Source organism: Rhodococcus sp. 66b (assembly GCF_002076325.1).
Lineage (GTDB): Bacteria > Actinomycetota > Actinomycetes > Mycobacteriales > Mycobacteriaceae > Rhodococcus_F > Rhodococcus_F erythropolis.
The window spans coordinates 362782-382842 of the sequence record NZ_MUZB01000006.1; the positions used below are offsets into that span (position 1 = coordinate 362782).

21 protein-coding genes are annotated in these 20061 nt (G+C 62.9%); 8 read left to right on the forward strand and 13 right to left on the reverse strand.

The annotated features are described in order from the left end of the window. Positions 1-52: 52 nt before the first annotated feature. Both B0E55_RS14170 and B0E55_RS14175 read right to left on the reverse strand, forming a co-directional pair. A complete protein-coding gene (locus tag B0E55_RS14170) occupies positions 53-1183 on the reverse strand; it encodes a thiolase family protein (RefSeq protein ID WP_021345610.1) in 1131 nt (376 codons plus the stop codon). A gap of 134 nt (positions 1184-1317) precedes the next feature. Continuing rightward, the gene (locus B0E55_RS14175) at positions 1318-2781 is read right to left on the reverse strand and encodes an MFS transporter (RefSeq protein ID WP_019745400.1); all 1464 of its coding nucleotides are present in this window, start codon (positions 2779-2781) and stop codon (positions 1318-1320) included. A gap of 195 nt (positions 2782-2976) precedes the next feature. Here B0E55_RS14175 and B0E55_RS14185 point away from each other — a divergent pair, with 195 nt between their 5' ends. After that, positions 2977-4134: an acyl-CoA dehydrogenase family protein gene (locus B0E55_RS14185; RefSeq protein WP_080909923.1), complete on the forward strand. Its 1158-nt coding sequence runs from the start codon at positions 2977-2979 to the stop codon at positions 4132-4134. Positions 4135-4200: 66 nt separating this feature from the next. Here the strand turns inward: B0E55_RS14185 and B0E55_RS14190 are convergent, their stop codons facing one another. The 3 genes from B0E55_RS14190 to B0E55_RS14200 are packed head-to-tail and all read right to left on the reverse strand — an operon-like array spanning position 4201 to position 7323. Continuing rightward, positions 4201-5421: a CoA transferase gene (locus B0E55_RS14190; protein ID WP_080909924.1), complete on the reverse strand. Its 1221-nt coding sequence runs from the start codon at positions 5419-5421 to the stop codon at positions 4201-4203. Positions 5422-5452: 31 nt separating this feature from the next. Beyond that, complete coding sequence (locus B0E55_RS14195) at positions 5453-6451, reverse strand: MaoC family dehydratase (protein WP_080909925.1); 999 nt, start codon at positions 6449-6451, stop codon at positions 5453-5455. Next, a complete protein-coding gene (locus B0E55_RS14200) occupies positions 6448-7323 on the reverse strand; it encodes an HpcH/HpaI aldolase/citrate lyase family protein (protein WP_080909926.1) in 876 nt (291 codons plus the stop codon). The genes B0E55_RS14195 and B0E55_RS14200 overlap by 4 nt, the downstream gene beginning before the upstream one ends. Before the next feature lie 200 nt (positions 7324-7523). On the opposite strand from B0E55_RS14200, the gene B0E55_RS14205 reads away from it, so the two are divergent. Genes B0E55_RS14205 through B0E55_RS14225 form a run of 5 tightly spaced genes read left to right on the forward strand, consistent with a single transcriptional unit; the run spans position 7524 to position 11639 of the window. Further along, positions 7524-8675 carry an acyl-CoA dehydrogenase family protein gene (locus tag B0E55_RS14205; RefSeq protein ID WP_019745395.1) on the forward strand — a complete coding sequence of 384 codons (1152 nt, stop codon included), beginning with the start codon at positions 7524-7526 and terminating at the stop codon, positions 8673-8675. Positions 8676-8706: 31 nt separating this feature from the next. Beyond that, on the forward strand, positions 8707-9453 hold the full coding sequence (locus B0E55_RS14210; RefSeq protein ID WP_003940169.1) for a GntR family transcriptional regulator: 747 nt from the start codon (positions 8707-8709) through the stop codon (positions 9451-9453). Positions 9454-9499: 46 nt separating this feature from the next. Beyond that, complete coding sequence (locus B0E55_RS14215; RefSeq protein ID WP_003940415.1) at positions 9500-9952, forward strand: MaoC family dehydratase; 453 nt, start codon at positions 9500-9502, stop codon at positions 9950-9952. A gap of 40 nt (positions 9953-9992) precedes the next feature. Continuing rightward, a complete protein-coding gene (locus B0E55_RS14220) occupies positions 9993-11189 on the forward strand; it encodes an acetyl-CoA C-acetyltransferase (protein WP_019745394.1) in 1197 nt (398 codons plus the stop codon). Positions 11190-11249: 60 nt separating this feature from the next. Next, a complete protein-coding gene (locus B0E55_RS14225; RefSeq protein ID WP_019745393.1) occupies positions 11250-11639 on the forward strand; it encodes an ArsR/SmtB family transcription factor in 390 nt (129 codons plus the stop codon). Positions 11640-11646: 7 nt separating this feature from the next. On the opposite strand, the gene B0E55_RS14230 is transcribed toward B0E55_RS14225, so the two are convergent. From B0E55_RS14230 to B0E55_RS14240, 3 genes are all read right to left on the reverse strand, one after another. Further along, a complete protein-coding gene (locus B0E55_RS14230; RefSeq protein WP_020970854.1) occupies positions 11647-12144 on the reverse strand; it encodes a hypothetical protein in 498 nt (165 codons plus the stop codon). Positions 12145-12255: 111 nt separating this feature from the next. Then, positions 12256-12906, reverse strand: coding sequence for a pyridoxamine 5'-phosphate oxidase family protein (locus tag B0E55_RS14235; RefSeq protein ID WP_019745391.1), 651 nt, complete (start codon positions 12904-12906; stop codon positions 12256-12258). Positions 12907-12923: 17 nt separating this feature from the next. Continuing rightward, positions 12924-13877: a DNA-3-methyladenine glycosylase family protein gene (locus B0E55_RS14240; RefSeq protein ID WP_019745390.1), complete on the reverse strand. Its 954-nt coding sequence runs from the start codon at positions 13875-13877 to the stop codon at positions 12924-12926. Between the two features lie 45 nt (positions 13878-13922). Here B0E55_RS14240 and B0E55_RS14245 point away from each other — a divergent pair, with 45 nt between their 5' ends. Then, positions 13923-14474 (forward strand): ribonuclease H family protein, encoded by a 552-nt coding sequence (locus tag B0E55_RS14245; protein ID WP_007729467.1) that lies wholly within the window; start codon positions 13923-13925, stop codon positions 14472-14474. Positions 14475-14479: 5 nt separating this feature from the next. Here the strand turns inward: B0E55_RS14245 and B0E55_RS14250 are convergent, their stop codons facing one another. The 3 genes from B0E55_RS14250 to B0E55_RS14260 all read right to left on the reverse strand — a co-directional run bounded on the left by B0E55_RS14250 (position 14480) and on the right by B0E55_RS14260 (position 17224). Continuing rightward, positions 14480-15478, reverse strand: a complete 999-nt coding sequence (locus B0E55_RS14250; RefSeq protein WP_019745389.1) for an MDR family oxidoreductase — start codon at positions 15476-15478, stop codon at positions 14480-14482. A gap of 80 nt (positions 15479-15558) precedes the next feature. Continuing rightward, positions 15559-16692: an oxidoreductase gene (locus B0E55_RS14255; protein WP_019745388.1), complete on the reverse strand. Its 1134-nt coding sequence runs from the start codon at positions 16690-16692 to the stop codon at positions 15559-15561. Positions 16693-16696: 4 nt separating this feature from the next. Beyond that, positions 16697-17224 carry a nuclear transport factor 2 family protein gene (locus B0E55_RS14260; RefSeq protein ID WP_019745387.1) on the reverse strand — a complete coding sequence of 176 codons (528 nt, stop codon included), beginning with the start codon at positions 17222-17224 and terminating at the stop codon, positions 16697-16699. Between the two features lie 125 nt (positions 17225-17349). On the opposite strand from B0E55_RS14260, the gene B0E55_RS14265 reads away from it, so the two are divergent. Further along, positions 17350-18255, forward strand: a complete 906-nt coding sequence (locus tag B0E55_RS14265; protein WP_003940342.1) for an amidohydrolase family protein — start codon at positions 17350-17352, stop codon at positions 18253-18255. A gap of 21 nt (positions 18256-18276) precedes the next feature. Here B0E55_RS14265 and B0E55_RS14270 read toward each other — a convergent pair whose 3' ends face one another. Both B0E55_RS14270 and B0E55_RS14275 read right to left on the reverse strand, forming a co-directional pair. Beyond that, a complete protein-coding gene (locus tag B0E55_RS14270; protein ID WP_019745385.1) occupies positions 18277-19020 on the reverse strand; it encodes an SDR family NAD(P)-dependent oxidoreductase in 744 nt (247 codons plus the stop codon). Positions 19021-19047: 27 nt separating this feature from the next. Continuing rightward, complete coding sequence (locus B0E55_RS14275) at positions 19048-19986, reverse strand: 3-oxoacyl-ACP reductase (protein ID WP_007729451.1); 939 nt, start codon at positions 19984-19986, stop codon at positions 19048-19050. Positions 19987-20061 lie beyond the last annotated feature (75 nt).

Below are 20061 nucleotides of genomic sequence, written 5' to 3' on the forward strand. Positions count from 1 at the left end.
ATCAATTCTTCTTTCCTGCTGGATGACGTGTCGGCCTGAAAGCGTTGTCGGGTCAGATCAATTCGAGAATGGTCGCATTGGCCATGCCGCCGGCCTCACACATCGACTGGAGACCGTATCGAATTCCGTTGTCGCGCATGTGATGTGCTAGGCGAGTCATCAAGATCGCACCTGATCCGCCGAGTGGGTGGCCGACCGCGATAGCGCCGCCGAGCGGATTCACACGATCGATGGCTGCGCCGGTTTCAGCCTGCCAGGCAAGCGGGACGGGGGCAAATGCCTCGTTGATCTCGAAGGCGCCGATGTCGTCGATGGACAACCCGGAGCGGTCCAGTGCCTTTGCGGTGGCGGCAATCGGACCGGTGAGCATGATGACCGGGTCGTCGGCTGCGACCACTGCGGTGTGAATACGAACGAGCGGCTTCCAACCGCGTGCCCGGGCGTACTCGCTGGTCGTGACGAGTGTGGCGCCCGCCCCGTCGGAGATCTGAGAAGAGTTGCCGGCGTGGATGACACCGTCGGCGTCGAAGGCCGGGGGCAACTTCGCGAGCGACTCCAAACTTCCGCCTCGCCGAATGCCTTCGTCCTGGGACAACCCGGCGATCGGAGTGATTTGCCCGGTGAATGCTCCTGCATCGGTGGCGCTGGCCGCGAACTCGTGTGAGCGGAGGGAATATTCGTCCAGGGCCGTTCGGGTGAGTGCCCATTTCCGGGCCATCATCTCGGCGCCGGTCCCCTGGCTGAAACTGTCCACACCGTAGCGTTCGAGTACCGAAGCCGGGAAATGCTCACCGTTCTTGCTGGCGGTTCCCATCGGAACTCGCGACATCGATTCGACGCCTCCGGCTACGACCACGTCGTTCTGACCGGAGATGACGGTGGCCGCAGCAAAGGAAACTGCCTGCTGGCTCGATCCGCAGGCCCGGGTCAATGTGACGCCGGGAACGCTGTCGGGCCAGCCGGCGGCGAGTGCCGCTGTGCGGGCGATGCTTCCGGCCTGTTCGCCGACCTGACTGACGCATCCCCAGATCACGTCGTCGACCGTGGCCGCGTCGAGTCCGGTCCGTTCAGCGAGTGCACGCAGTACATGTGCGGACAGTTCGGCCGGATGGATCTCCGAGAGGGCGCGTCCTCGACGGCCGATCGGTGTACGTACTGCGTCGACGATGACGGCATCTCGCATGTATCTCTCCTGCTGTTCGTGCCCGGTGTTGCGATTGTGCGGTCGGGGCGTGCCTCGAGTCGATCACGAGCGGGTCGACCCGGCAATGTCTTTCGGTGAATGGCTTTGTTAGCGAATGGCTATACGTGGAGCATTCAGCCGCGGATGAGCTTGCGATCGCGCTCGGGATTGGCGAAGACGAGGACCAGAACCGCGGCGACGACTCCGATGATGCCGATCGCCTGGAAGGACTGGGCGTAACCGTCGGCCGGGGTTGCTGCGTTGTCCACGATGACTCCCGTTGCGTAGGGAGCAATCAGGCCGCCGATCGACATGATGGCGAGGAAGAATCCCATGGTGCCTGCAGTCTGCTGCGGCGGGCACAGTTCGGAGATCGCAGCGTTGATGAGCGGGAAGGTGATTGCCGAGAATCCGTAGCCTATCGAGACCATGGCGACAGCGACGATGGGAGTGGAGATCTGTGGCAGGAACAGGAGAATCGATCCGCAGATCAGAACGCCGACGCAGGGAACGATGACGCGAACCGTGCGAGAGGTGAAGCCGCGGCCGATCAACTTGTCCGTGACGGAACCGGAGGTGATCATGAGGACAAGGCCGACGATCGAGGGCAGCGCGAACATCGAACCGGCTTGCATCGCACTGTATCCGAGGCCGACCTCGAAGTACGACGGCAACCAGGTGAGAACGACGGTGGTCAGTGCGTAGATGGTGGCGATGAGGAAGCAGCAGCTGACGAAGGTGCGGGAGAGCAGGATCTTGCGCCACGGAACGTTGGGCTCGGTGACTGCCTTCGTTGCCGTCCCGGTCGCCTCGGTTGCTTCTGTATCTGCAGTCTTGGTCGCCTTGACGGCCTTGCTCGTGTACGGGCCTTCGGACCAACCGGCCAGCCAGCAACCCATCCACACGAGTCCGAGGACAGAGAGCGAGAGAACCGCTGCGCGCCAGCCGTAGTGAACGGCGATGAAGGTCAGTACGGGCGCGAGGGCGATCTTCGCGACGGAGGCGGATCCGGCGAGCATTGCACCGGGAAGGCCGCGCTTGGCCGGCGGGTGCCACGAGTACGCGGCGGTGTGCATCAGCGCCGAGCTGGGGCCTTCGGCGAATCCGAGGAGCATGCGCGAGACGATCAACATCGCGAGGCTGGCACCGAGAACGAGGGGGAGCATGACCACGGACCAGATTGCGGCCAGGATCAACAGCGCCCAACGTAGGGTCAGGTACTTGTTGAGCGGTCCGGCGAGAAATCCGCCGATGCAGAACATCAGGAAGAACAGCGAGCCGACCATGCCGATTTGCGAAGACTTCAGTCCGAGCTCGCGAGCGAGGGGCTGAGCGATGATTCCGAGGACTGCTTTGTCCGCGTAGTTGACGATGTAGAGGAAGACGACGAGCCCGGTCATCGTCCACGCACGCTTGCGGGTACCGAAGACGGGGACTGCTGACGAATCTGGCGTTGCTGTTGCTTCGGGCTGGACGTCGTTACGCTGTGGCGCGATGGGGGTCACGTGGCGTCCCTTCGAGACTGGTGGGCGGATGCGATCGTGCTCGAAGCGCGGCCTCGAAGCGATCGATGGTGTTGTGTTTGCCGGCTGACCCATTCAACGTGTTCTGGATCACTTTGAGCAATGTCGCGTCGATGATCGGAACGATAGCGGTTGCCTATGTATCGCAGGTCAGGCCATATTGGTACGCCCTATCGGACGCATAGCCGATGAGTGTTGGATCGAATGCGGAGCCTTGAGGCAAGGTGAGATCAGGATCACCCTGTTCCCTTGACCGACTGGAGTTCATACATGCAGCGCACCGTGTTCAACGAGGATCACGAGGCATTCCGGGCTACCGTCCGCGATTTCATCGCGAAGGAAGTAACCCCGGTCCACGAGAAGTGGGAAGGGGACGGTCACCCGCCCCGCGACTTCTACCGACGACTCGGAGAGCTTGGCGTACTCGGAATTCAGGTGCCGGAGGAATACGGCGGAGGCGGCGAGAAGTCGCTCAAGTTCAACGTCGTCGTCGCCGAGGAGGTTGCTGCCGCCGGGGCGTCTTTCGGCTCGCAGTCGGTGCATACGAACCTGATCCTGCCCTACCTGCTCGAGTACGCGAACGACGAGCAGAAGAGCCGCTGGTTGCCGGGCTTCGCCTCCGGCGATCTGATGTTCGCGATTGCGATGACCGAACCGGGAACAGGGTCGGATCTGGCGAACATCGCGACGACGGCCAAGCTGTCGGAGGACGGTACGCACTACGTGGTCAATGGTTCCAAGACGTTCATCACCGGCGGGGTACTTGCCGATCGCGTCCTGGTGGTGTGCCGCACCGCGCCGAGCACAGCGGAGAACCGACGCACCGGGTTGTCGATCCTGGTGGTCGACACGTCGTCGCCCGGATACTCGGTGGGGCGCAAGATCAACAAGATCGGTCTCAAGACCTCCGACACTGCGGAGCTTTCGTTTGTCGACGTACAGGTGCCCGTCGAGGACCGGCTCGGAGAAGAGGGCGACGGATTCAGCTATCTGACTCACAACCTGGCTCAGGAGCGGTTGACCATCGCTTTCGGAGCGGCCGCCACTGCCAGTGCAGCGCTTCGCTTTGCCATCGACTACGTCAAAGACCGCAAGGTGTTCGGCAAGCCCGTCGCGGCATTCCAGAACACCAAATTCGTTCTGGCCGAATGCGCTACCGAGGTTGATGCCATCCAGCTGGTGTCCGACAACGCACTCGAATGTCATGACCGCGGCACTCTGACGATTCCCGACGCAGCGAAGGCGAAACTGTTCTGCACCGAGGCAGCAGGTCGAGTGATCGACAAGTGCCTCCAATTGCACGGCGGGTACGGCTACATCACCGAGTATCCCATCGCGCGTCTTTACGCAGACACGCGTGTCACACGAATCTACGGTGGCACAAGTGAAGTCATGAAGACCATCATCGCGAAGGATCTTGGTCTCTGACGCACTCTCGACATGTTTTCGGCCTCGGAACATTTGTTCCGAGGCCGAAAACATGTTTCAGGTGGATCAGTTCGCCGGAATGCCGACGATGCCGTCCGCGATCAGTGCCGAGGCGTGATCAGCAGTGGTTTCGAGGACATCCGCGAGCACCGCAATCGAATCGCCGCCGACCTCGGAGGCCGGTCCGGCGCTCAGGTGGGCGCCGTCGAACGAGGCTGGGTTCGCGGCAGCCAGATAACTTCCGATTCGAGGCTGATCGAGTGCGGAGAACATCGGGTTGTTCTCCAGTTCACCGGAATTCACCACTTCCTCGAAACTGCGGTACCTCTCGAACAGAACCGACGATGTGCCCAGCGCTGCAGCGATCTCGGCGCCGCTGTGTTCCCGGAACCAATGTGAGAACAGAGCAGTGAGTACCTCTCGATGACGGTAGCGATCCGCTTCGGTGGAGAAGTCGGCTCCGAGGGCACCTTCGACGGCGTCGACAGCCGCCGTGGTGCCGGTGACCGACGCAAGGTCACGGAAATGGCGAGTAGTGAGTGCAACGACCATGAACCGTTCGTTGTCGCGGGAGACGAAATCGATTCCGTACGTGCCGTAGACGGCGTTTCCGCCGGACTCGCGACTGCGACCGTTCACTTGTACTTCGGTGAGGTAGCCGAGTGTTCCTGCGGTGGCCAATGCGACGTCTTCGAGTGGCAGCGTGATCTGCGTACCGTGTCCGGTCGAGTCACGTTGGCGCACTGCGGCAGTGATCGACAGAGCGGCGTAGAGCCCGCAGGCGACGTCCCAGGCGGGCAGTGCGTGGTTGACAACTCCGGCGTAGTCGGCGGGGCCGGTGATCTGTGGAAATCCCAACGCGGCGTTGACCGTGTAATCGACCCCGGGGCTGCCGTCGCGGCGTCCGAGAACCTCGAGGGTGATGACGTCGCTACGCAACTGGGCCAGGGAGTCGTGGCTCATCCAGGTGCGACCGCCGGCATTGGTGACCAGGATTCCGCCGCCAGGTCCCGGAGCCGTGACCAGTTGGCGAATCAGTTCTTGACCGCGCTCGGCGCGCATGTCCACTGACAGTGACCGTTTGCCTTTGTTGAGTCCGGTCCAGTAGATGCTTTCACCCGTGTCGGTGACGGGCCAGCGTTTGTAATCGGAGGCACCTCCGATCGGGTCGATGCGGATCACCTCGGCGCCGAGTTGGGAGAGAGTCAGTCCGCACAGGGGTGCGGCGACAAAGCTCGAGACCTCGACGATGCGAACCCCGGACAGCGGGCCTTGGGTCTGAGTCATCTGTGGTCCTCCGTGGTAGAAGAGTGTGCGATCATGCCATCAACACGGTGAAACGCCAGTCGAGAACCGGAGTCTGTGTTGCAGAAGCATTGTGGGAGAACACGAGTGAACGCAGTTGCATTGCGGTTCCGTGTTCAAGGGGCGACGAACTTTCGACGTGCAGTTCGCTCGTGAGGGTATCGCCCTCGTGAACGGGCCCGGTGTGATCGCACGAGTGCCATCCGAGAACCGTCACCACGTTGGGCAGAGCGCGAGTTGCCTGGGCAAGTGCAATTCCGATGGTGTGGCCGCCGTAGACGAGGCGACCGTGGGCGCCGACGCGATAGTCGTGGTGCGTCGCTGCGATGTTCAAGCTCAGCCGGGCAAGTTCGGGTGCACTGGAGACGACGTCGCCGCTGCTGTGGAAGACGGAGCCCACCAAGTCGGAATCGAAGTGCCTGCCGGGTACCCGATCTCGATATGTGTCGAGGTCCCAACCGTCAGGTGATACGTACGGCGCAGGTTCGGACGGACCGATCACGGAGAGGTCGTCGGCGTGGCGAGTTCTCGTCTCGATCGGGTCGGGGCTCAGGGGGAGCATGGCGCAGCGATAGAAGTCGAGGACCGTATTGCCATTCTGATCAGCAGACGTCATCCGTAGCGCGGCAAGTCCGGTGGCGCCGCGTCCCGGCTTGGCCGAGTTCTCGCGCAGACCGACAACCTCGGTGCGCGTGTACAGGGTGTCACCGAGTACCGGGAAACGGTGGAATCGCAGTCCGCGGTAGAAGAGGTTTGCCTTGACGTGGTGTGTGACCACGGTTGACTGGCCGATGGCGACGTCGGTGACCAGTCCTGGATTCGCCACTGGTGCAGCGGAACCTGTGACGCTCGACGACAGGTGTGCGTCGAGAGGCAAGCGCATGCGGTCACCGAGGATCGCCTGATGGGAGGCGGCGAGTCCACTGGTCAACGTCACCGCTGGTGCTTCGTCGAAGATCTGACCGTGGGTGAGTTCGTCGAAGTACGGTCCTCCTACGTAGTGCTCGCTCATACGGTGACTCCTTCGGCTCGGGCAAGCGTACGACGCGCTGCCACGGCCACTGCTTCGTCGAGCATTTGGCCGTCGAGCTGGGCGGCGCCGGAACCCAGGGTTTCGGCTTCTTCGAGTGCGGTCAACACCCGTCTGGCGTCATTGACGGCGTCGTCCGAAGGAGTGAATGCGGTAGTGGCCGAGTCGATCTGCGCCGGGTGGATGACCCATTTACCGTCGAACCCGAGAGCGCTGGTCCAGTGCGCGGCGCGGCGGAAGGCGTCGTCGTCGGTGATGCCGAGAAAGGGTCCGTCGATGGCGGCGACGCCGGCTGCGCGGCAGGCGATCAGGATTCTGTCCTGGACGGCAAGCCAGTGTTCGGGCAGTGCCGAGCGTGAGCGACCCAGCGCTGCACCGAGATCTGCGTATCCGATGATCGCGGCCTGCAGACGAGGAGTCGCGCGGGCGATGGAGTCGGCATTCTGGACGCCGAGCGGAGTTTCGATCAGGGCTTGCAGGGTGGTGTGGTGCCCACCGGCAGCGAAGAGGATGCGCTCGGCCTCGAGGAGTTCGTCGGCGGACTCGACCTTCGGGACGATCACGCTCGTCAGCGATTCTCCGAGGGTGCCGCAGGCGATCAGGTCGTCGCGGGCCCATGGTGTGGTGAGGCCGTTGATTCGGACCGAGATGGTGCGCGCCTTACCGAACTCGTGCACCAAGGAGCTCACGAGGGTTCGCGCAAGGTCCTTGTTCGCCGAAGTGACGGCATCTTCGAGGTCGAGAATCACCTCGTCTGCGTTCGAAGAGAGTGCCTTGCGGGCTTTGCGCTCGTCTGAACCCGGAGCGACCAGGGACGCGCGGCGTCTGGTCGCGCGGTAGTGGTTCTCGTCCATAGTGTGTCGATTACCTCGATCTGGTGATCAAATGTACGGCCAGTTGCGAAATAGATGTGCTGCCGTGAACGGCGTTGATGTGCAGCGAACTGCCTCGATGCTGGCAGTTGCTGCGTATCGATGTCAAGGCGCGGTATTGACATTGCGCGAACAATATCGAAATATGGCCGTACAAACTTATTTCAAGTCGAGGCGGATTCATGCTCAAGCTCAACGACGAAGAGACATTCCTGATCGAAACCGTGCGCCGGTTCGTCGACCGAGAGGTCAAGCCCACGGTCCAGGAGGTGGAGCACGCGAACGAGTATCCCGAGAAGTGGATCGATCAGATGAAGCAGATCGGGATCTACGGCCTCGCGATTCCCGAGGAGTACGGCGGATCGCCGGTGTCCATGCCCTGTTATGCGCAGGTGACGCAGGAACTGTCGCGCGGATGGATGTCCCTGGCAGGAGCGATGGGCGGACACACAGTGGTTGCCAAGCTCATCTCGCTGTTCGGTACCGAAGAGCAGAAGGTGAAGTACCTGCCGCGAATGGCAACCGGCGAGATCCGGGCAACGATGGCCCTCACCGAGCCCGGCGGTGGCTCCGATCTGCAGGCCATGACAACCAACGCCAAGAGCGACGGCACTGATCTGGTCGTCAACGGCGCCAAGACATGGATCACCAATGCCCGCCGATCCGGCGTGATCGCATTGCTGTGCAAGACCGATCCAAGCGCAAGCCCTCGTCATGCGGGCATCTCGATCGTTCTCGTCGAGCACGGCGAAGGGCTGACCGTGTCCCGCGACCTCCCGAAGCTCGGATACAAGGGCGTCGAGAGCTGTGAACTGTCCTTCGACAATTACCGCATCGCCGAGTCGGCCATTCTGGGCGGCACTCCCGGAAAGGGTTTCGGGCAGATGATGAAGGGGCTCGAGACCGGCCGTATCCAGGTGGCTTGCCGTGCACTGGGCGTCGCCACGGCTGCACTCGAGGATTCACTTGCGTACGCGCAGCAGCGCGAGAGCTTCGGCCAGCCGATCTGGAAGCACCAGTCGATCGGCAACTACCTCGCCGACATGGCAACGAAGCTGACGGCCGCACGGCAGCTGACGTGGCATGCGGCACAGATGTACGACAGCGGCGAGCGGTGCGACATGGAGGCAGGCATGGCCAAGCTGTACGCCTCTGAAGTGGCGATGGAAATCGCGTTGTCCGCCGTCCGCATCCACGGCGGTTACGGCTACTCGACGGAGTACGACGTCGAGCGGTATTTCCGTGATGCACCACTGATGATCGTCGGGGAGGGAACCAACGAAATTCAGCGTAACGTGATCGTTTCGCAGCTGGTTGCCCGCGGCGGTCTGTGACGGACCGGTGAGCAAGTAGGATCATGTCGCTATGAGCGGTAAGGAAAGAGAGACGGAGCCGGCGTACCAACGCCTCTCTCGTGAGCTTCGTCAGCAGATCTCTGCCGGTACCTACCGCGACGGCATTCAACTGCCCACCGAATCCGAACTGGCGCAGCATCACGGCGTGAGTCGGCAGACGGTCCGCCGAGCCTTTCACGATCTTGTTGCCGAGGGCATCGTGTACCGAGTACCCGGGCGCGGGACTTTCGTGACCGAGAACAGCGGCCGCTATCTCCGTCATCTCGGATCCATCGAAGATCTCATGAACCTTTCGCGGGACACGACGATGGAAGTTGTGTCACCGCTGCAACGGCGCGTGGACATCGAGGCGGCCAGTCGGCTTCGGCTCGACACCGACGTCGTGTACACCGTGGTCTTCCGACGGATACACGAGGGAGTTCCGTTCGTGCAGACGACGGCGCATCTGCCGGAGGCGATAGCTCGGCAGATCATCGACCTGCCCGCCATGGCGGCCGGTGCGGTGAGCGCCAATACGGTGATCGGTCTGCTGGAACCGCTGATCGACAGTCCGATTGTCGAAGCAGCACAATCGATCACGGTGTCCCCGGCAACGGCAGACGTTGCCAGGGACGTCGATTGCGAGATCGGCCACGCCATGTTGCGGGTGGACCGTTTGTACTCCAACGCGCAGGGCGTTGCCAACGAGCTGTCGGTGAGCTACTTCTTGCCGGAGCAGTACACCTATCGGGTGACGCTGCGCCGCGGCGCACATTAGCGCTGCGCCGTTTTCTTTGCTGTTCAACACCTTTCAGGAGAGAACTATGCGAATTTTCAACGGAATCGACGAAGTTGAGACGGCTGTCGGTGAGCACTTGGGCTACAGCGCGTGGTTCCCGGTCACACAGGATCGGATCGACAAGTTCGCCGACGCCACCGAGGATCACCAGTGGATTCACGTGGATCCCGAGCGCGCAGCGCAGGGTCCGTACGGCGGCACCATCGCTCACGGCTATCTGACTCTTTCGTTGTTGCCGGTGCTCGGCGCTCAGGTGATGCGTGTCGACGGAATCTCCATGACCGTGAACTACGGCAGCAACAAGGTGCGATTCCCCGAACCGGTCAAGGTCGGTTCTTCGGTGCGGGCAGGTGCGGAGATTCTTTCCTTCGAGCGCACCGCGAAGGGCGCGACGATTGTCGTGCGGTACACGATCGAAATCGAAGGAGCAGGTAAACCTGCGCTGGTGGCGGATACCGTGCGCCTGTTGGTCTCCTGAATCCTTTTCCATTCTTCCAGAACGAGATTCGAGGTCAGTTGTGAAACGAGCAGCATTGGTCGCGCCGGTCAGAACCGCGGTGGGCCGTTTCGGAGGGGCACTTCGTGACGTGCCTGCGGAAAGTTTGGCTGCCACTGTCGTCAAGGAGACCGTGCGTCGTAGCGGAATCGATCCGTCCCGCATCGACGACGTCGCGATGGGGCAGTCGTATGCCAATTCGGAAGCACCGTGCATCGGAAGGTGGGCGGCGCTCGAGGCCGGGTTGCCGATTTCGGTAGCCGGCTTCCAGACGGATCGCCGATGCGGAACGGGTCTGCAGGCCATCGTTACCGCGGCCATGATGGTCCAGACGGGTGCTGCCGACGTGGTTCTCGCGGGCGGCGTCGAATCGATGAGCGGGATCGAGCACTACACCACCGGAGCGCGGTGGGGCACCAAATCCGGTGGGCTGCAACTGTTCGACCGCCTCGATCGTGGTCGAGAGCGCTCGCAACCCGAGTGGCGTTTCGGCCGGATCAGCGGAATGATCGAAACGGCCGAGAACGTCGCGACACGCTGCGGGATCACGCGGGAAGAGTCGGACGCCTTCGCCGTCGAGAGTCACCGAAAAGCTACACTGGCAAGAGAATCCGGCCGATTCGATGCCGAAATCGTCGCCGTCGAACTGACGGATCGAAAAGGGAACGTCACACAGTTTCGTGCTGACGAGGGGATCCGTCCGGATACCTCACTCGAAACCCTGGCACGGCTGCGTGCGGTGACCGAGGGAGGCGTCGTGACCGCCGGTAACGCCAGCCAACAGAATGACGCTGCGGCAGCGATGTTGGTGGTCGCCGAGGATCGTCTGGACGAGCTGGGGCTGGAACCCATCGGGTTCCTCGACAGTTGGGCCGCGGCCGGTTGTGAACCGGCGCTGATGGGCCTCGGACCGGTTGCCGCCGTCTCGAAACTGTTTGCTCGCACAGGGGCAGGCTTTGCCGACTTCGATCTGGTCGAGCTGAACGAGGCGTTTGCGTGCCAGGTTCTCGGCGTCGTGAAGGAATGGGGTTTCGAGGACCTCGATCGACTGAACGTCAACGGTTCCGGCATCTCGCTCGGGCACCCCGTGGGAGCGACGGGTGCGCGTATGGCAACAACCGCGCTTCACGAACTCGGCCGTCGCGGCGGCGGAAAAGCGCTGTTGACCATGTGTATCGGCGGTGGCCAGGGCATGGCGGCCGTGGTGGAGTCTGCCTGACGAGGTTCGCTTCTGGGTACACTTGCGGCGGGGGATCGGAAGTTCTACGGAGGCAGTCGGTTGACGAATGCAGGCGCAGCAGACACCAGTGGCGCGCTGAGCGTCGAGGATGTTCGTCGCGCCAGGGCTGCACTCGAGGGTCTCGATGTCACCAGTTGGTCCGGTCGCTTCGAGCTTCTCTCCGACGCCAACCGTCTGCGTCTGTTGCTCTGCCTTCACCACGCACCGGGTATCTGCGTCACGGATCTGTCCGTGGCGCTGGGGATGAGCGGCACAGCCGTCTCACATGCGCTGCGGCTACTGCGTAGCCAGGGGTGGGTGAGCGCGACGCGCGACGGCCGATCGATGCGATACCAACTGGCAGACGACACCGTTCACCAGCTGTTGCATTCGATCGGCGCCACACATTTTCACGACGAGACACCCACCCCAGGGCACACGCACAGCTGAGCGTCTCTCAAGGAGTCGCGAAGAACTTCTCGACGGCCGGCGCAGCGTTCGGGTTTCCGTTGGTGATTCCCGCGCCGACTCCGGCAACCGTGCCGATGACTCCACCGACGATGCAGCCGGCGATGAAGTTCGGGAAGATCGACAGGCAGCCGATTCCGACGCCGAGGTTGGCTCCGATGAGCGTCGACTGCACGCCGCCGTTGTTCCAGCCGATATTGACCTCGTTGGCCATCGTGTCGAACGCGGCTTGCTTCGGATCGTTACCGGGGAAGAGCATCAACGCCGCCTGGCTGTTCGACTCGGCGGTCGGTGTCAGTAGGGGTTGGGACGGATCGAAGCCCGCATTCGGGGGCGCTGCGACCGCGGTGCCGGCTCCGGCGCCGACAGCGGCGACGACGAGTACGGACATGGTGAGAGTTCGGGACAGTTTCATGGGGACGGCCAATCTGTCTGTGTGGAACCAGTCGTGAATGGTGGCGGTGCAGTTCGTCAGCCTGAACTCCACCGTCTGGATCGATCGTGCGGACCTCCTCGGGCACAACGGGACCCGTCGTCTCCGCGCGACGGGCCGTGTTTGGTGGCTACCCGACTCCGGGTGCCCTGAAACCGCCCAGTCTCATTCGTTTTTCGACAACCGCGCGCGCAATTCTTCGACCTCGGCAGTAAGCCGATCGACCTCGGCTTGCAGGGGTTGGCGTGCCAGAGCGAGGGATTCGTCCATGCGCTCCTTGTCGAAGCGAGGTGTGATGTTTCGACTGCAGTTCCAGTCGAACGCTTCGACCTCGACGACGATGGAGCGCTGCGCTTTTGCTGTCATGGTGCCGCCGGGGACCTGCAAGAGTTGTTGCAGCAGTTCAGGGTCCTCGTCCGCTTCGATCACGTGTGCACGCCCGTAGATCTTCAATCTCGTTCGCGTCGGGTAATCGATGACGAACAGCGAGATGCGATTGTTCTCTTCCAGATTGCCGAGCGTCACGAACTGCTGATTGCCGGGGAGATCGGCGAATCCGATTCGATTCGGGCCCAACACATGCAGGAATCCGCGCGGGCCGCCGCGATGTTGGACGTACGGCCAACCGTCGGGCGTCACAGTGGACATGAAGAAGGAATCCACGGATTTCACGAATCCCTGAGCGCGGAAATCGAATTCCATCGGGCCTTCGTCGGGCTGATCGAGCTTTGAACCGTAGACGGTGAAACTCCCGGTCGACCGCTGACGCTCCACCGCAGCGGGGGAGAAGGCGATGTGTGCGTATCGGGTCGACATTCTTTATCTCCTGGTGCTCAGTGCCAGCGGTGGTCGGCAACGGCAGTTCGCGGACCGAACTTGGGTTTGACGGCTTGACCGCTGACCTGCAGAAGCCGCACCGCGCGGTATCGATGCGGTTGGAGGGGAGCGAGGTACTGCACCATCTGGGCGTCGTCGATCGGTTCGCCCAGGAGCGACCAGCCGACGACCGCAGCGAGGTGGTAGTCGCCGACCGAGAGTGCGTCGGAATCGCCGAACGCGCGCTGAGCCACTTCCGCGGCAGTCCAGATCCCGACGCCGGGCACCGCTCGCAATCGTTTGGTCGCTTCGGCCCGGGGGAACGATGACGCCTGCTCGAGGCGGTCGGCGACCCGAGCGCACTGAACGATCGTCTTGGACCTCGCGGGATCGACATTTGCGCGATGAAACTCCCACGACGGCATTCGTCGCCATTGGTCCGCGGTGAGTGGAACTCGCATTCCGTCGGGCGCGGGGCCGGGTGGGCGCTCCCCGAATTTGGTCAGCAGCCGGCGCCATGCGGCAAACGCGTCGATGCCGTGGACGCGTTGCTCGAGGATCGCGGGAACGAGGGCTTCCATGACGCGTCCGGTGCGGCCGATGCGCAGATGAGGGAAGCGTCGATGAGCTTCGGCGAGCTTGGGATGCTCGGGCGCAAAATCTTCGGCCTCGTCGTCGAGACCGAGCAGAGCTTCGGCGCCGGTCAGAAATTCCGTGGCGCCGGGACCCCAGGCCTGTACCCGGACCGTATGGCGATCCGACTGCGTGATGCGGTAGGTCACAGGACCCGAAAGTTGGCGGGAAACTCGCCAGATCGCTCCGTCGGCTGACCGTCGATGTGCGGGGTCGCCGGGTCCGCGCTGATGCGGGCTGAGCGTCAGCGCGGCATCGAGCGGTCGCTGAGAAGTCACCGTGACTTCGTCGACCGGAGATAGCGGCGTCATCGAGGTCAGCGTATCGCCACCGTCCATCCTCCGTTAAGGCGTGTGTCGGTGGCGCAACGTATTGTCCGAGCCATGATCATCGTGAGCACCGACGGATCCTGTCTGCGAAACCCCGGCGGGGCTATCGGCTGGGCGTGGGTCAATCACGAGGGTCCGAGCATGTCCGGCGGAGAAGCGTCCGGCACCAATCAGATTGCCGAGTTGCGTGCGCTCTTCGAGGCCGTCGTCGCCCATCCCGGTGCTGATCCTCTGCTCATCGAATCCGACTCGCAGTACGCCATCAAGTGCGCGTCGGAATGGCTGCCGAGTTGGAAGCGCAAGGGCTGGAAGACCGCGAGCGGCGGGGCGGTCAAGAACCTGGAACTGGTGCAGAGCATCGACCGAGCCATCACCGATCGAGTCGGTCCGGTGCGCTTTCGTTGGGTGCGCGGGCACGTCGGCAACCACTACAACGAAATGGCAGACAAGCTGGCCGGCGAAGCCGCACGCGCCATCGTCTCGGGGGACATCGCATCGGTCCCGCTTGCTGCCCCGGTGAAGAAGGAACCGACCGCCGTGAACTCCCCTTACAAGGAGAAGTCCACGACGGCCGAAGAACCGGCAGATCTGTTCACACTTTTCTGAGCGGTTCAGAAACCGTCGGCAACCTGAACCAGCGCCCGGCCGGTGTACTTGCCTTCGCGTACCTGATCGATCACCGAGACGACGTCGCGGACGGCAACGAGGTTCGTGATCTCCTTCAGATGACGTGGGGCCAAGTCGGAGCCCAGACGGGCCCACAGCGCGCGACGGGGTTCGATCGGCATCAATACCGAGTCCATGCCCAGCAGTGAGACTCCGCGGAGAATGAACGGCAGCACGGTCGTAGGCAGCGCGGCGCCGCCGGTCAAACCGCTGGCGGCCACAACACCGCCGTAGTTGATCGTGCTCAGAACGTGAGCGAGGGTCTTTCCACCGACGCAGTCGACGGCCGCCGCCCACTGAGATTTTCCGAGCGGGCGAGGCTTGGCGTCGGGATCTTCGGGGAGCCGGCCGATCACCGAAGACGCACCGAGTGACGTCAGAAGGTCTGCCGCGCCTGGCTTACCGCTGGAGGCGACCACGTCGAAGCCTGCGCTTGCCAGAAGGTCGACGCTGACGGTGCCGACTCCGCCGCTCGCGCCCGTCACCAGCACGGGACCGTCGGCGGGCTTCACTCCGCTGGCCAGAATGGCTTGGACGCTCATGGCTGCGGTGAATCCTGCCGTGCCGATCGCAGCAGCGTCGGCGGTGGAAATGCCGTCGAGCTTCACGACCCACTCGGCAGGCAAACGGGCGATCTCGGCGTAGCCGCCGTTGCGGGCGGTCCCGATCTCGTAGCCATGTGCGACGACCTTGTCGCCCGGGGCGAATGCGTCGGACTCGGAGGCAATGACCTCGCCGGCGACGTCGATGCCGGGGACGATCGGGTACTCGCGAACCACCCCGCCTTTCGGGGTGACCGCGAGCGCGTCCTTGTAGTTGACGCTCGAATACTCGACGCGAATGGTGACCTCACCTGCCGGGAGGAAGGATTCGTCGACGGTTTCGGGGGCGAAGTCGATGGTGCCGTCGCTTTCGCGGGCGACCCAGGCGTTGAAAGTAGTCATGGGTCGAACATAAAGGCCTTCGGCCCTGTGCGCCTTTTTGGTAGTGCGAACTACCGGAAAGGCGCACAGGGGCGGAGCCCCTAGATCAAGCTGCCCTCATGCACCGCTCGATCGAAGGCCGGCAGCGGACTACCGTCGCGCAGGGTTGTCGCCAATGCCGGATCGGCGAGGTGGAGACGGCCGATCGCGATCAGATCGAACTCACCGCTGCCGATGCGTTCCTCGAGCTGTGGGATGTTGTCGACGACAGGTGCGACGCCTTCGATACGGCTGTCCCGCAGCGACTTTCCGATACCGACGCTGCCGACGGCCATCGTGACGGCGCCGGTCAATTTTTTCGCCCAGCCGGCCAGCGAGAGATCGCTGCCTTCGAAGGCGGGGACGTCGAAGCGCCTGATGCTGGCATCGAGAACGTCGACTCCGGCGTCGACCAGCGCGCCCAGGATGACGCCCAACTCCTCGGGGGTCTCCGCGATCTTCGCGGTGAAATCCTGCTGCTTGTGCTGCGAGAAACGGTAGATGATCGGCAGATCCGGTCCGATGGCCGCGCGGATCGCAGCGACGACGGCGGCCGGGAACTTGGTTCGACGCTCCAGGTCGCCGCCCCACGCGTCGTCGCGCTGGTTGGTGCCCTCCCAGAAGAAGGAATCGAGGAGGTAGCCGTGACCGCCGTGGATCGCGATACCGTCGAAGCCGAGTTCGACGGCGTGCTTCGCGCTACGGACATACGCGTCGATGACGTCCTGGATGTCCTGCTCGGTCATCGCTTCGGTGCTCGCCTGCGCGCGTTCGACGTAGGCCGCGGAGTACGAGGTGACGCCCAGCGGACCCCACTCGCCGGAGGGACGCATCGGCTTGAGCGAAGGGTCCATCTGCGTCATCGCGCCCCACAGAGGCCCGACGTGCCAGAGCTGCGGCACGATCTTGCCGCCCGCAGCGTGCACGTCGTCGACTACCTTCCGCCATCCGGCCTGAGCAGCGGGAGTGTGGAGGTTGGGGACGTTGGCGTGGTCGACAGCAGTCTCGTGATCGATCGCGACGCCTTCGGTGACGATCAGTCCGGTACCGCCCTCGGCGCGTCGGCGGTAATAGTCGGCGACGTCGCGGCCAGGCACGCCCTCGATGGAGTACGTGCGGGTCATCGGCGACATGACTATGCGGTTGGACAATTCGAGCGAACGGATGCGGAGCGGTTGAAACAGCGGGTTGGTCACTTCGTCACAGCGCTTTCATGAATCGGAAGAATCCGGGGTCCTGGTCGACACGGAGCCGGGTGAGGGTTCGGTAGCTGATCAGCCACTTGCCGTCTTCTTTGCGGTATTCCTCGTGGTAGTGGCCGTAGCCGTGCAGGTGTAGTTCTTTCTCGCCGTCGTTCCACCACAGCATGTCTTCCATCGCCCAGATACCGGTTGCGGTGGTGGGTGAGGTCAGCACGATTTCGGGAGTGTGTGCGTGGTGCGCCGTGGTGAGGGGGATGTCGCCGTCGAGCATGTTCCGAATTGCCGCGGTGAGTTTGTCGATGCCCACTACCTGGTTCGAGGTGTCACCGGTCTTGGGTTGCTTGTCTGTCGGGAGTCCGCCCCACGTCTCGCTGACGACGTCTGCGGTGTGCAGGGTTGGGTAGACGTGCCACTGCTTGGTGTCCATGCAGCGTAGGCGCGCGGCGAAGACACGTTTGATTTCCTCGATTGCGAGCAGTTCCTCGACGGCACTGATCGATCCCACTTCGGACTCGGCCTGAGACATTCAACCTCCAACGGTGATCGGCAAGATGGGTTCACATTCGGGTGCTCAGCGCGGGCCGTCAACGACCTGTCCCGGTGAGCGCGACGGCACTCGGTATGGTCGAGCGAACGAAAGGGGTGTCAGACGTGTGTACCGAAGAGGTCCCATCGACCGGACCGGAGGAGATCGCCGAGGTTCGGGCTTTCTGGCGCGAGTTGGGTGTTCCTGGCGTGATCGACGTCCATACCCATTTCATGCCGAAGAGCGTCATGGACAAGGTGTGGGGCTACTTCGATTCAGCGGGACCGATGATCGGTCGACCATGGCCGATCGCGTACCGACTTGCCGAGGAGGAGCGGGTACACCGTCTCCGCGAGTTCGGTGTCCGGGCTTTCACGTCGATGATCTACCCGCACAAGCACGCGATGGCCGAGTGGCTCAATCAGTGGGCCGTCGAATTTGCCGCGCAAACACCTGATTGCCTGCACACGGCCACGTTCTACCCCGAGGAGTCGGCGGCGTCGTACGTCGGAAAGGCTCTGGAGTCGGGCGCGCGAATCTTCAAGTCCCACATCCAGGTCGGAAACTACGACCCGAACGACCCTCTGCTCGACAAGGTCTGGGGTCAGCTCGAGGACTCCGAGACGCCCATCGTGATTCACTGTGGATCGGGACCGGCGCCGGGGGAGTACACGGGACCCGATCGCATTGCTTCGCTGCTCGCACGGTACCCGCGCCTGTCGTTGATCGTCGCCCACATGGGGATGCCCGAGTACAGCGAATTCCTCGATCTGGCAGAGGCTTACGGCAACGTCCGCCTGGATACGACCATGGCGTTCACCGATTTCACGGAAGAGCAGTGCGCCTTCCCGAAGGCAGACGTTTCAAGGCTCGTCGACATGCAGGACCGGATTCTGTTCGGTAGCGACTTCCCGAACATTCCGTACCCGTATCTTACAGCCTTGCAAGCGGTTACGCGCTTCGATCTCGGAGACGAATGGCTGCGAGCCGTCGTGCACGACAACGCTGCGAAACTCTTCTCGGTGAGCTGAGCCCACCGAGAAGTATTTCGCTCAGCGCAATTTGATGCTGCCGCCGTCGGCCATCAACGTCTGTCCGGTCATGTACTTGGAATCCTCGCTCGCCAGGAATACCACGACGGGAGCGATGTCGGTTTCGGGATCACCGATGCGTCCGAGAGGTACCTTGGCAACCGATGCGGCTGCGCGCTCGGGGAAGGCTTCCTGCCACTTGACGACGCCTTCGGTGGCGGCGAACGGGCAGACCACGTTGACCCGAATGCCTTCCGGCGCCCACTCGTTGGCGACGACGCGCGTCAGGCCTCGCACAGCTTCCTTGGCCGCAGCGTAGGACGTCTGGGTGGGCATTCCGTCCAAACCTGAACCCGATGCGAAGTTGACGACCGAACCCTTGGTCTTCGCGAGTTCGTCGTGGCACGCCTGCATGAGGTGGACAACGGGGTAGAAACCGGTGTTGAAGGACAGGTCGAACATGTCCTGCGTGGTTTCGAGCAACGGAGCCTGACGGGACGCGTGAGCGTTGTTCACCAGGATGTCGAGCTTGCCGAAAGCCTCGAGCGCGGCGTCACGGATCTGCTCGGCCGAACCGGCGGCAGCAAGGTCGACGTTCAGGAACTTGCCGGAGCCGGCCAGTTCTTGTTCGAGGGCCTGGCCCTGCTCGTCGTTGATGTCGACGAACAGGACCTTCGCGCCTTCACGGGCGAAGACTCGGGTGATAGCGCGACCGATTCCACCGGCGCCGCCGGTGACGATCGCTACCTTGCCGTTCAACCTCATGAAAACGCTCCTCTTCGTAAGTGCTGCTTAAACTGTTGCGGTCTCGTCGACTGCAAGTGCGATCTTTTCGAGGCCGGCGATGCTGTAGGCAGCGTAGGTTTCGTACGGCCCACGGCCGGAGAAGTAAGACGAGAGCTGGCCACCGAGTTCTTCGACGGTGAACGCGGATCCGGCTGCGTCGAAACGGTTCTCGACCTTGGGTGCTTCCATCAACGCCACCATCTTGCCGTAGACGACGAAGACCTGTCCGTTGATCTCGTCGGAATCGGGGGATGCGAGGTAGCTGACCAGGGTCGCGACGCGCTCGGGTGCAAGCGGATCGAGGCCGACGACGCCGGTGTTGTTCTCGCCGAAGGCTTCTGCCGTCATGGCGGTGCGGGCACGGGGGCAGATCGCGTTCGTGCGGACGCCGTAGCGGGAGAGACCTGCTGCGCTCGAGAGCGTCAGAGCGGTGATGCCGGCCTTGGCTGCCGAGTAGTTGGGCTGTCCGGCGCTGCCGAAGAGGAAGGCCTCGGAAGAGGTGTTGATGATGCGGCCGTAGACCGGTGCGTCGGCTGCCTTGCTGGCTGCGCGCCAGTGGACTGCGGCTGCGTGCGAGGTGGCGGCGTGGCCCTTGAGGTGCACGCGGATGACGTCGTCCCAATCGGATTCGGTCAGGTTGAAGATCATCTTGTCGCGCAGGATGCCTGCATTGTTGACGAGGATGTCGAAGGATCCGAAGTTCTTGACAGCCTCTTCGATGATGCGCCCGCCGAGCGACCAGTCGGAGACGTCGCCGGTGATGGCGAGTGCCTGTCCACCTGCGGCCTTGATCTCGTCGACCACGTCGTTGGCCGCTGCACCCATGTCGTTGACGATGACGGCTGCACCGGCAGCCGCGAGTCCGAGTGCTTCGGCGCGACCCAGGCCGGCGCCGGCGCCGGTGACGGCGGCAACTTTGCCTTCCAAGCTCAGTGATTGCGTCATGTCGTGCTCCTTCGATCCGGTCTGCCGGGTAGGTACAGAAAAATTAGTATTCATTCTAATTTGAAGTCGAGAGTT

Coding starts and splice junctions, on each gene's coding strand:
- B0E55_RS14210 (WP_003940169.1), top strand. CDS start 8,707: ATGAGCGGTAAGGAAAGAGAGACGGAGCCGGCGTACCAACGCCTCTCT.
- B0E55_RS14270 (WP_019745385.1), bottom strand. CDS start 19,020: ATGAGGTTGAACGGCAAGGTAGCGATCGTCACCGGCGGCGCCGGTGGA.
- B0E55_RS14215 (WP_003940415.1), top strand. CDS start 9,500: ATGCGAATTTTCAACGGAATCGACGAAGTTGAGACGGCTGTCGGTGAG.
- B0E55_RS14185 (WP_080909923.1), top strand. CDS start 2,977: ATGCAGCGCACCGTGTTCAACGAGGATCACGAGGCATTCCGGGCTACC.
- B0E55_RS14205 (WP_019745395.1), top strand. CDS start 7,524: ATGCTCAAGCTCAACGACGAAGAGACATTCCTGATCGAAACCGTGCGC.
- B0E55_RS14245 (WP_007729467.1), top strand. CDS start 13,923: ATGATCATCGTGAGCACCGACGGATCCTGTCTGCGAAACCCCGGCGGG.
- B0E55_RS14200 (WP_080909926.1), bottom strand. CDS start 7,323: ATGGACGAGAACCACTACCGCGCGACCAGACGCCGCGCGTCCCTGGTC.
- B0E55_RS14170 (WP_021345610.1), bottom strand. CDS start 1,183: ATGCGAGATGCCGTCATCGTCGACGCAGTACGTACACCGATCGGCCGT.
- B0E55_RS14240 (WP_019745390.1), bottom strand. CDS start 13,877: ATGGACGGTGGCGATACGCTGACCTCGATGACGCCGCTATCTCCGGTC.
- B0E55_RS14195 (WP_080909925.1), bottom strand. CDS start 6,451: ATGAGCGAGCACTACGTAGGAGGACCGTACTTCGACGAACTCACCCAC.
- B0E55_RS14275 (WP_007729451.1), bottom strand. CDS start 19,986: ATGACGCAATCACTGAGCTTGGAAGGCAAAGTTGCCGCCGTCACCGGC.
- B0E55_RS14175 (WP_019745400.1), bottom strand. CDS start 2,781: ATGGGTCAGCCGGCAAACACAACACCATCGATCGCTTCGAGGCCGCGC.
- B0E55_RS14190 (WP_080909924.1), bottom strand. CDS start 5,421: ATGACTCAGACCCAAGGCCCGCTGTCCGGGGTTCGCATCGTCGAGGTC.
- B0E55_RS14235 (WP_019745391.1), bottom strand. CDS start 12,906: ATGTCGACCCGATACGCACACATCGCCTTCTCCCCCGCTGCGGTGGAG.
- B0E55_RS14250 (WP_019745389.1), bottom strand. CDS start 15,478: ATGACTACTTTCAACGCCTGGGTCGCCCGCGAAAGCGACGGCACCATC.
- B0E55_RS14260 (WP_019745387.1), bottom strand. CDS start 17,224: ATGTCTCAGGCCGAGTCCGAAGTGGGATCGATCAGTGCCGTCGAGGAA.